Origin of the sequence: Luteolibacter algae (genome assembly GCF_042683045.1) — a bacterium.
Taxonomy (GTDB): Bacteria; Verrucomicrobiota; Verrucomicrobiia; order Verrucomicrobiales; family Akkermansiaceae; genus Luteolibacter; species Luteolibacter algae.
This window is the reverse complement of record NZ_JBHUIT010000005.1, coordinates 89,449-100,146: the sequence shown is the minus strand read 5'-3', so window position 1 is coordinate 100,146 and position 10,698 is coordinate 89,449. Positions and strand designations below refer to the sequence as shown.

Genomic DNA, 10,698 nt, shown 5'->3' with positions numbered 1-10,698 from the left:
TGTTTCAGTGGTTTTACCACAAGAACTCTAAAAAGGAGCTGTCCGATTTTCTGGGGTCAGGCCAAATCCAATCACCAAAGGAATGGAGTTCATAGATAAACTCGATTTCAATACGGTGTTTCTTGAGCAACACCCACTCTATAGGAAGATAAAGAACGAAGAGGAAAAGGGCGAAGTGCTCGTTGAACTAATCTCTGAAATTCAGCAGAAGACGCTCGTTTATGCCGCATCGTATCGCGAAGTTGATAAAGTAGTGGATTTACTGAATTCCGAACTCCCCTACTTAAAACGAGATCGGACTAAAGAATTCTCTGACTGGCTGATTGAATCTTATGGTTCCGATTGGGTTCTAAATCAATCGGTTCTGCATGGTGTAGGCATTCATAATGGCCGAATTCACCGATCTATTACTCAAATACAGCTGCGTTTATTTGATCTGACTGATGATGGATTAGATGTAATTGTTTCAACTTCGTCGTTGATCGAAGGAGTTAATACTGCTGCCGAATCTGTGATATTATGGAAGAATGGAAAAGGTGGGCCAGGGGGCGGTCGTAGAGAAGGAGGCCCGCCTTTGGATTCCTTTATGTTCAAGAATATTATTGGCCGCAGCGGCCGGATGTTCAAGTATTTCGTCGGTAAGATTTACCTTCTGGAAGCTCCTCCAACGGCCCAAGAGCAACAACTGAACATTGATCTGCCCGACAGTATTTTAGGAGGAATTGATGAAGTTGAGCACAAAGAGAGTTTGAGCCCGGAGCAAGTTTCCAAAATTATTTATTATCGGAAAAGAATGACGGAATTGCTCGGGTTGGAAGGTTATTCTTACCTATTTGGTAAATCTGGCACTCTTCAGGTCACTGATTCCGATTTGGTTTTAGAGATAACCGAAAAAATGGTATCTAATCCAGCCGAGTGGAATGGTTTATCGTACTTAAATTCTTCTAATCCTGGGAAATGGGATCGTATTTTATTTCTTCTGATAAAGCTACGGCCAGGTGGTTGGGATATTGGATATCGCGACTTCGTCAAATTTGTCAAGGTTCTTTCCAATAGCTGGAATTTGAGCTTGCCTAGCCTGCTTCAACGTACCCCTGAAGGGGTTGATGTTAATAAATTCTTTCAGCTGGAGCGTAATGTTACCTACAAGCTCGCGACGTTACTTCACGACGTGAACGAAATACAGAAAGTTGTCTTCAAAAATGGAGTCGATGTCGGGCCATTCGTTCACAGCCTTTCGCATGCGTTCCTGCCATCATCGGTTTACCAGTTAGAGGAGTATGGTCTTCCTAGAATGATTTCGCGGAAGATTCAACTTTCTGGCGTATTCGATTTTGAACGGGATTGGGGCGAAGTTTACGAGGTGTTTAACGCCCTAAATCGGACAGGGAGAGATAAAATCCTAAGCATTGAGAGCTTGAATAGGTTCGAGAAAGAAGTTGTGGATTACTTTTTTGATGGGATATCCCATGGTGATTAAGGAGAGATAGATTGATCCCCTATTTATTGTAATTTGACGGAATGCACGAATGAAATTCACCGAAGCCCAACTCGAAACAGCGATCATCGAACTGTTAGCAGCCGAGGGCTACCCGCATGTGTTGGGGGAGGCGATAGCGCGGCGGCTGCAGGAGGTTTTGATCAAGGAAGATCTCCGGCATTCCTAGCGAAGCAGTATGTGGCGGATTTCATCACGCCGCAGGAGATCGAGGCGGTGATCAAGCAGCTCGAAGCCTACTCCGCTGCGAATCTTTACGAGAGCAACAAGAAGATCATGAAACTGGTCTCGGATGGTTTTCTGCTGAAGCGGGAGGATTGATCCTAGAAGGATCTGTATATCCAGTTGATCGATTACTCGGAGCTGGTCGCGTTTCGGGGACCAAATCCCGGCGAGGTGCCCTCTATCGTTGCGGAAAACACAGCGACCTACGGCTCTGGCAACAACCTCTTCAAGATCGTCAATCAGCTGGAGATCATCGGCTACGAGAAGCGCATCCCGGATGGGATTCTCTACATCAACGGGCTGCCCTTGGTGGTGTTTGAGTTTGAGAGCGCGATACGCGGGGATGCTTCCACCCATGATGCCTCCGTGCAACTGACAAGGACGAGGTTTACAAAGAAATCTTCGAGCAGGCGGAGAATTTCAAGAAGTATCAGTCTGTGTGAAGGCGCTGGATTGCGCGGTTCACTTTTTCTGCCAGATGCGGACGTAGTCGATGGCGAAGTCCACGACTCCATCGTCCTTTTTGCCGGCGGGGCTGTTTAGCTCTAGATCGGCTTTGCTTTCGGGGACGCCATGCCAGGGGAAGGTTTCCTGATCGAGCCAGATACTGATCGGCGAGGTGATGACGTAGCCGTTTTCGAAACCTTTGGCTTTCGCCCAGGCATTAATTTTCTCCCTGGAGGCTTCGGTAAAGAGCTTACCATCTACATAGTATTTCACGCCTTCCTCGCTCCAATCGATGCCGTAGGTGTGGAAGTCATCCGCGACGCGGAAGCCGAGATCGTGGTGCTCCGTGTAGGTGGTCTTTCCGCCGAGGTTCGCCCAATCGTGGATGGACCACCAGAGCTCGCGATCTAGCTTGAGCTTGTTCGGCTGGCGGTGATCGCCGAAGTGCTCGAAGAGATCGAACTCGACTCCATCGCCCATGGCCCAGAAAGAGCTGGTGACCTCGGCATCGGCTGCTTTGCTGCGGATTTCCATATAGCCGTATCGGAAGAATTTGCGGCCGATGAAGCAGGCGGTGGTGAGGTTTTCATACTTGCTCCGGGTGCCATCTTTTCCCCAGGGCTTGTCGGGTGTTTCGCTGAAAGGGAAATCTGGTTCCCAGCGGGTCTCGAGCATGAGCATGCCGTCTTCCAACCGGTAGTTTCTGCCGGAAAACTGGGATGGTGCGCGGCCGATCCAGACTTTTTTACCGGGCTTGTCGGGATGCTTGTAGACTGGCTTTCCATCCTTGAATTTTCCGACGATGAACCATCTTTCCTCATCGATGGCTTCCGCATCGAACTCATCGCTGAGCTCGGTATTGAGAACCCAGCCGCCTTGGTTCGCGGGATCGGAAAGCGGTAGAAGATCGCCGCCGAAGAGCTGGCCAGAGGCGGATAAAGTGAGGAGTGGGAGAGTGTAGGAAAAGTTCGGCACGCGCATGGTTTCGGCGCGAGATTAGTGGCAACGGGAAGGGATGCCAATCATGTTGCTCCAGGTCATTCTTGTAAAAATCATGGCGGATCGGATTGTGTGATTGATCGCGAGCGCGGGAGAGGAGCTTGCAATCGGAGCGTGGGTGGAATGCAGATTGCATTTCCAGAGAGATTTTTGCTGTGGGCTGTAGCTGTGGGGATTGCTGATTCTCAGGAGCTTGGGATGGCGGGGGTTGCGATGGGCGAATGGTATGAATGTGGCTGGATCATACTTTTTGAACCCAAGGAAAAACCGAAACGATGAAAGCGAAATCAAAGAAACAACAGATGGCCGCGGGAGCTGCCCTTTCCGCGAAGCGAGGAGAAACGAAGAAGTCCGATCTCAAAGGTGCGTCCAAGCAGATGGAAAAAACGATGAGCGAGAAGGAGCTTGACGAGATGGCATCGACCAAGCGCAAAAGCCTGCCGAAGAAGAAGTCCGGGGATTGAGCGTGCGGGAGCTATTTTTCGAGAACCTCCACGAGGACGGAATCGCTCAAGCCCTCCCGCCGATAGCTCAGGCCCTTCCCATCGGAGCGTGGCGATGCGTCATCCCATGAAAACATCGTCACGCGGGCAGAGCCGGGGGATTTTCCGGTGACAACACCGAATTTGTCGACCGTGGCCACCGAGGAATCGCTCGATTCCCAGATCACATTCCGGCGGGTTGCGTTGCCGGGAGAAATCGTATGCTCGAGCTGGGCCGTTGCGCCTTTCTTCAGCCGGAGTTCCTGTTGGGTGATTTCGATGGAGGAAACGGGCACGATTGCGTGGGCATCAATGACTTCTCCGAGCATTTCGTAAGCGGCTCGCTGGGTCTCATCAAGCTGATCGAGATCCAGCCCGCTGTGCTCGGTATGGAAGTAAGAGATTTTTACGGATTTTTCGCCGCTTTGCTCAAGGCGATCCTTGCGGAGATCGAAGAAACGGCCTTTGGGGAACTTGGGATGAGGGGCATAGCGTTTGAAGTTTTTGTTGAAGGCATAGCGACGGAGGTCCGCTAGATCGTCCGCTTTGTGGTTGCCGTTATACCAGGTGTAGATGACATCGCGGGCTTCGCCCGGAGCACCTGCGGCTTGTTTCCAGAAGCTGATGCCATCCAGCTTTGGCTGGGGAGGAAGAGGAACGCCGACCGCCTCGCTGATGGTGGGGTAGATATCCGTGACATCGACCAAGCCATCGTAGGCGCGGTATTGCCCCGAGGAATCTGTCGGGATTTTCCCGGGCCAGGACATCACCAGCGGCACGTGCAAGCCGTTTTCCTGTGTAGCTCCTTTGCCACCGGGATACCTTGTGCCATCTGGAAGAATGTGGACGAAGTTTTCCTTGGTGCCATTGTCGCCTATGACGATGAGCAGCGTGTTCTCCAGAAGGCCCTCGGCTTCCAATCTGGCGACGACCTTGCCGATGAGCTTGTCCATGTAGGCGATCATGTCCGGGAAAAATTCCTGTTGATCGACTTTCATGCTCTCATCCACGGAATCGAACAGGGAGTGCGGGACGGTATCCGGAGTGGGTTTGTGCTCATCGTGCACCAGGATCATCGGGTAGTAGAGAAAGAAGGGCTCATCCTTGTGAGCGGAGATGAAATCGAGAGCCATGCGATTGCAAATGTCCGGGCCATACCAGCGGCGGCCGGTGGCCGGATCGAGATCTTTCCGCCCTTTGTAATTTTCGATCTCCCCATTGATCACAAGATCTGGATTGATGTAGCGCTGGCCTGCGGTGACGACATCAAAGCAACAATGCTCATCCCAGCCGAACCGGGTGATATAATTTTTTCCGGGGACTTCCGCAGTGCCGCGGCTCTGTTTCCATTTTCCGAAAATTCCTGTCGCGTAACCCGCCTTTTTGAACGTGTCGCCGAAGGTGATCTCGGATTCGTGCTGGGACTTCGGCCGGAGGAAATCGCGGCTATTGTATTGTCCGCTCATGAGCGCGATCCGGGTCGGCTCGCAGAGCGGGTAGGCAAAAGCATTGTCACAGCGCAGCCCGTTGGCCGCGATGCGATCGATGTTCGGCGTGGCGAAGGTGCGGTCCTCGAAGGCGCCTTTGTATTGGCCGATTTGGTTGGCACCGTAGGCGGTAACCCCGTAGTGCCCGAGATCATCGATCAGGATCAACACCACATTCGGCTTTTCATCCGACTGAGCCGCGGAAGCGACCGGCAAGGTCAGGAGGGTGAGCAGGCAGGCGCAAAGCCCGCGGAGCAGGATGGTGGTTTTCATGGGCAGTTTATGATGTGACGGGCAAAACGGAGCGACTTGAGCCGAGAGACGATGAAACTATTTTCTGACAAGAATGTAGGATCTCACCCAATCGTAGTAGGTGCTGTTTTTCGCCGGATCCTTGAGCGTTTCATCATCTGGCAGTCCAGGCTCCCAATCGTAGGTCTCGGTAACGAGGTGCATATACATCGAGCGCGAGAAAGGCTGGGTATTGTATTCGGTGGATGGATTGATCGTGAAGAGGAACTTGCCATCATAGTAGAAGTGGAGCGTCCTCGCATCTACCCACCAGAGACCGTAGGTGTGGAAATCATCGGCTGTTGGCGGAATGCTTTTTTCATCCCCTTTGGGGCCCGGGGTCTGGAGGCTTGGAGTAGCCTCGATGTCATTGGAATGGATCTGGTAATGGGTGTTCGCGTTGAACTGTCTGTTCCAGGTGGGGAAACGGGTGGGGGCTCCCACGGTCTCGATGATATCGAGCTCCTGTCTGTGGCGCTCGGTAATGATTTTGCCGTCTTCACCGACGTAGGTGACCTCCTTCGGTAGATTTTTCAGCCAGAATGTGGAAGACATCGTGCTGAGTGAGGCTTTCATACGGGTTTCGTAGTAGCCGTAGAGTGCTTGATCGCTGCGGGAGGCGACCGCACCACCCGCGTAGGAATAGGTGTCACCGGGTTTGCCTCCTCTGCCTTCGGTAGGATTCAGGCGGGTATTGATAATGCGGAGATTACCATCTTCCACGCTGACGTTTTCCGCCTTGAAGGTAGCAGGCGGACGGCCATCCACCCAATATGGACTTTTCTGAAACCATTTGCCGGTATCCAGTTTCCCGGACTCGAATTCATCGGTGAAATCCGGATTTACCGCCCAGCGGAAGCCTTCCGGAGGTGCCGGGAGTTTTGCAATATGCTCAATGGCGGCCGAGTAATCGTGCTTCCGGGGGGCGGGCTTTTCTGCTGCGGAAAGGATCACCGTGCCGAGGATGCTGAAGGTGCCGGCGAGGGCGACGGTATTGGATAATGGAATTTTCATAGATGGCTGGATAGAGTCCCTCTCCCGGAATTCGGTAAGCAGATATTTGAAAGGCAAATACGCTCGGTGGGGTGGACTCTTGTCAGAGAAATATGTCGCCACGACGGATTATTTGCCGAATTTCTGCGAGGAAACGGGATAAAGGCGAGCGGGAGGCTGGCTAAATCCCGAGCAGGCCGATCACCTCGCGGGCGGACATGCCGCTTTCCCGCAAGCTGCGGATGGAGCGGGCGGCATCGCGTTTCGCAAGGCGTTTCCCGTTTTCATCGAGCACGAGGCGATGGTGGAAATACTCCGGTTCCCGGTAGCCGAGGATTGCCTGGAGCTGGCGGTGAACATGGGTCGCGGATAATAAATCCTCGCCTCTGGTGACGTGGGTGATCGCCTGGAATTCATCATCGACGACGACGGCCAGATGATAGGCGATTCCGATGTCTTTCCTAGCAAGCACCACGTCTCCATTGAGCGAGGGATCGACTTTTATTTGCCCGAAACGGAGATCGTGAAAATGTAGCTCTCCGTGGATCTCACGCGCCGCTGCGGAATCCAAACGCCAGCAATGCGGCGAGCCATTTGCGATGAGTTCCGCTGTCTGTTGCGGATCCAAATGGCGACAGATCCCGGGGTAGGGGGTATTCTCTCCGCTGTGGGGAGCGCCATGAATGCGGGTGAGTTCTTCCTGGATCTCGCGCCGGGTGCAAAAGCACGGGTAGACGAGTCCGAGTTTTCTGAGGGTTTCCAGAGCCGCTTCGTAGGCCGTTGAGCGTTGGCTCTGAAGCAGGATTTCCCCATCCCAGTCCAGCCCGAGCCACAAGAGATCCGCCTCGATTTTCTGATAGTATTCCGGCCTGACGCGTGAGGAATCGATATCTTCCTGACGCAGGAGAAACTGCCCGCCATTTTCGCGTTGCGCCATATCCCTGGCGACCTTTGCCGCATACACGTGGCCGAGATGAAGCTCACCGGTCGGGCTGGGGGCGAAGCGTGTGATTCTGCTCATCGTGCGGAACTGTAGCGGAGTCGGGGGCACAAAAAAAGCCGCGCGATAGTGCGCGGCTTTCATTTTGATAATGATTTTTACTGGCCGTAGAAGACCGTGAAGTAGATCAGAAGCAATACACCGAGGCCGAGTGTGAAGGCATAAGCCTGGAGGTTCCCCGATTGGGTTTTGCGGAAAAGGCTGCCGAAGGTTTCCGCGAGGCGGGTGAGACCACCGACGATGAGTCCATTGATCACAAATTCATCAATGAAATGGATGATCGCCGCAAAGCCATCCTGGAGGTATTTGACGACACCTTTTTCATAGAACGCATCAATGTAGAAGCGGTTGCGGAAAAGTGGGATTGAGAGCGGATCCTTTTCTTTCCCATTGTAGAGGATGAAGCCGCCGATGACACCAACGAGCAGCGCACCGAGTGAAAGGAAGGTAATGAAGCCGATGTGGATCAAATGCTCCGGCTGATGATAGGCGGGAGCAAGCTTGGCAGCGATGAACGGGAAGCCTGCGATCAGCCCCATAATGGCAAGAGCGACCAGTGGGACAGACATCAGCGGGCCGACTTCGTGGGCGTGCTCGGCATCTTTCGTGCGGTTCTTACCGAGGAACGTGATGACAAACGCACGGGTCATGTAGAATGGAGTGAGCACCGCAACGGCCGCCGCAATCCAGAACAAGGCCATGTTATGCTCGTGGGCGGCTTCGAGAATCTGCTCTTTGGAGAAGAAACCGGAGGTGAAGGGGACTGCCATAAGGGCTGCCGTGCCGATGGCGAAAGTGATCGCAGTGATCGGCATTTTCTTGAGAAGTCCGCCCATTTTCCAGATGTTTTGCTCGTGGTGGCAGGCGTAGATAATCGCGCCGGAGCCGAGGAAGAGCAGAGCCTTGAACCAGGCATGGGTGAAGAGGTGGAACATCGCCGCCTCACCAGCCATGAGACCGACAGCCATGATCATGTAGCCGAGCTGGGAAAGGGTGGAGTAAGCGAGGACTTTTTTGATGTCGTCCTGCTGGGTCGCCATCAGAGCGGCGACCAACGAGGTGATGCCGCCGATCCATGCGATTGTCGTTCCGGAAAAATTATCGAAAGCCTCCGGTCCGATGGAGATTTGCACGCGGAAAAGCATGTAGACACCGGCCGCGACCATGGTAGCCGCGTGGATGAGGGCGGAGACAGGAGTCGGGCCTTCCATCGCGTCCGGCAGCCAGACGTGGAGAGGAAGCTGTGCGGATTTGCCCATGGCTCCCGCAAAAATGCAGAGCAGAGCCGCGCCGAGAACCCCTGTGGTGATGCCTGCGGGGATGTCCATGTCCGCGAAGGACAAAGTGCCGGTGATCTGCCACAGCATAAGAATACCGATCATGAAGCCGAAATCTCCGATGCGGTTGGTGATGAAAGCCTTTTTGGCCGCATCCGCAGCGGAATCCTTCTGATACCAGTGACCGATGAGAAGGTAGGAGCTAAGACCGACAAGCTCCCAGAAGATGAAGGTCATGATAAAGTTCGATGAAAGAACGATGCCTGTCATCGAGAACATGAAGAGAGCCAGGCCCGTGAAGTAGCGTGCCTTCGCGGAATCCTCTTTCATGTAGGCGAGGGAAAAGACATGCACCAGCAGGCCGACGCCGGTAACGACGATCATCATTCCTGTGGAAAGCTGATCCAGCGTCAGGCCGATATTGATATTAAAATCACCAACGGTAGCCCACGGGAATGAATGGGACTCGTCCTTCCCCAGGCAAAGAATCGCGATGACAAACGTGGCCAGTGCGGAAGCTGTGGAGACCCAGTGGGCAATTCCGAGTTTGCGAAGAAACAGCTGGTTTGAAGCAGCGGCAAGAAGCGGGAGAATGAGGAGGAGCCAGGGCATGGTCGTGTGCGGGGAAGATGGGGGAAAATAGCTGGATATTCCAAGCATGAAATTCCTCAAGAACTGAAGATATGGCAGGTAATTGTGTTATTTCGAGACGCGGACTTCCTTGAGGAGGACATCGTTACCGGCTCCGGCGGCATCAAGACGGAAGTGCCAACCGAGTTTTCCGACGAATTTGGCATCCTTGATTTTCCAGGTATGAGAGTGCCATTTGTTGTCTCCCGGGACGGACCACCACTCGCCGGCGGTGCGGATTTCGTAGATGGACTCATATTTCAGGCCGATGCCTGTGGGATTGGACTGCCCGGAATCCGAAGGGATTCTTTTGGCTAGCACGGTGATCTCCAATTCGCGGGTATCCGGAGAGAGAAACGATGAATCACAGAAAAAATCCGCGTGTAGAACCGGTGGCGTGGCGCTGACCGGAAGCCGCAGAGCCTGCTGTTTTTCATCCCACGGCGTCACCGATGGCTGGATTTGAAAAAGGCCGTGGGCCGTGTTTTTCTTTCCGAAGACAAGGCTCACCGTGTTTGAATCCCCATGGGAGGGTTGTGCCGGGAGCTGCGAGGCGGTTTTTTCAGGGATTTCAGAAAGCTGTGAGGGATCGATATCGAGAAAAATCTCGTCGAATCCCGCCTCAGCAGCCAGCGGGGCGGCGATCGCGAGCTCGTCCTTGCTGCCGGAAAGGGTGATATGGATGGGGATGGCGGAGTCGTGATCATGACTCTCGAGCAAGTTGCGGACGGTTGTGAGGACCGTGGGAAAATCCTCTCCGGACGCGATTGTGAAATGATATGGGCTAAGGGAGAGGTAATCGAAGTTTCCCGCAGCTCCATCCCTCAGGGTGGAATCCAGAAATGCCAGATCGTAATTTGCCAGCACCAGGCCGATGCGGGCTTCCGGGTTGGCTTTCCGTGCTGCTTTGCGAGCCGATTGCAATAACTGCGCGTAATGGAAGGGGGTATTCGTTTGCAACGAGCCGAGGTTGAATGAATCCAGCACGTCCCAGTCGAGGATGTCCTTATTGTAGCGCCCAACCACGGAGGATGTGTAGTTTTCCCACGCAGTCAGGTCCGGTAGCGGGAAACCTTGCGGATGATTCTTCGGGGTCGACCAAGGTGCCAACTGGTGGAGTCTGCCGACGATCCGCGTGCCCCGTTGATTGGCATCCGCGACCAACCGGTCAGCTGGAGCGTGGTTCCATGTCTTTTCCGTCGGCTGGAGAACTTCCCAGGTGGGGAAACCGCGCACTACCGGAATATTCTCCGGTAGCGGAGAAACTGGCTCATCCATGGAAACGCCGTAGGGCGTGGCGTGAATCAGAGCGGAGGAGAGCAGGAAAATGGTTGAAAGGCGAAGCATGGTGAGGTTCGTTCGTTTTTTT

General features: G+C 53.6%; 8 protein-coding genes and 1 pseudogene. 3 read left to right on the top strand and 6 right to left on the bottom strand.

The window, feature by feature from the left end; all coding sequences use genetic code 11:
* The first annotated feature begins 82 nt into the window (after positions 1 to 82).
* Together ACFSSA_RS06440 and ACFSSA_RS15795 are read left to right on the top strand one after the other, a co-directional pair.
* On the top strand, positions 83 to 1,480 hold the full coding sequence (locus tag ACFSSA_RS06440) for a hypothetical protein (RefSeq protein ID WP_386819428.1): 1,398 nt from the start codon (positions 83 to 85) through the stop codon (positions 1,478 to 1,480).
* A 49-nt stretch (positions 1,481 to 1,529) separates the two neighbouring features.
* Positions 1,530 to 2,200, top strand: a pseudogene (locus tag ACFSSA_RS15795) (type I restriction endonuclease); the annotation flags it as partial.
* On the opposite strand, the gene ACFSSA_RS06420 reads toward ACFSSA_RS15795, so the two are convergent.
* A complete protein-coding gene (locus ACFSSA_RS06420; protein ID WP_386819422.1) occupies positions 2,186 to 3,151 on the bottom strand; it encodes a family 16 glycosylhydrolase in 966 nt (321 codons plus the stop codon). The pseudogene ACFSSA_RS15795 and the gene ACFSSA_RS06420 sit on opposite strands and share 15 nt — an antisense overlap.
* Before the next feature lie 293 nt (positions 3,152 to 3,444).
* Here ACFSSA_RS06420 and ACFSSA_RS06415 point away from each other — a divergent pair, with 293 nt between their 5' ends.
* The gene (locus ACFSSA_RS06415; protein ID WP_386819420.1) at positions 3,445 to 3,633 is read left to right on the top strand and encodes a DUF3008 family protein; all 189 of its coding nucleotides are present in this window, start codon (positions 3,445 to 3,447) and stop codon (positions 3,631 to 3,633) included.
* Between the two features lie 11 nt (positions 3,634 to 3,644).
* On the opposite strand, the gene ACFSSA_RS06410 is transcribed toward ACFSSA_RS06415, so the two are convergent.
* From ACFSSA_RS06410 to ACFSSA_RS06390, 5 genes are all read right to left on the bottom strand, one after another.
* Positions 3,645 to 5,411 (bottom strand): sulfatase-like hydrolase/transferase, encoded by a 1,767-nt coding sequence (locus ACFSSA_RS06410; protein ID WP_386819418.1) that lies wholly within the window; start codon positions 5,409 to 5,411, stop codon positions 3,645 to 3,647.
* Between the two features lie 57 nt (positions 5,412 to 5,468).
* Positions 5,469 to 6,443: a family 16 glycosylhydrolase gene (locus ACFSSA_RS06405; protein ID WP_386819417.1), complete on the bottom strand. Its 975-nt coding sequence runs from the start codon at positions 6,441 to 6,443 to the stop codon at positions 5,469 to 5,471.
* A 160-nt stretch (positions 6,444 to 6,603) separates the two neighbouring features.
* Positions 6,604 to 7,506, bottom strand: a complete 903-nt coding sequence (gluQRS, locus tag ACFSSA_RS06400; protein ID WP_386819415.1) for a tRNA glutamyl-Q(34) synthetase GluQRS — start codon at positions 7,504 to 7,506, stop codon at positions 6,604 to 6,606.
* A gap of 14 nt (positions 7,507 to 7,520) precedes the next feature.
* Positions 7,521 to 9,311, bottom strand: a complete 1,791-nt coding sequence (gene nuoL / locus ACFSSA_RS06395; RefSeq protein WP_386819413.1) for an NADH-quinone oxidoreductase subunit L — start codon at positions 9,309 to 9,311, stop codon at positions 7,521 to 7,523.
* Positions 9,312 to 9,398: 87 nt separating this feature from the next.
* The gene (locus ACFSSA_RS06390) at positions 9,399 to 10,676 is read right to left on the bottom strand and encodes an endo-1,4-beta-xylanase (protein WP_386819411.1); all 1,278 of its coding nucleotides are present in this window, start codon (positions 10,674 to 10,676) and stop codon (positions 9,399 to 9,401) included.
* Between the last annotated feature and the right edge of the window lie 22 nt (positions 10,677 to 10,698).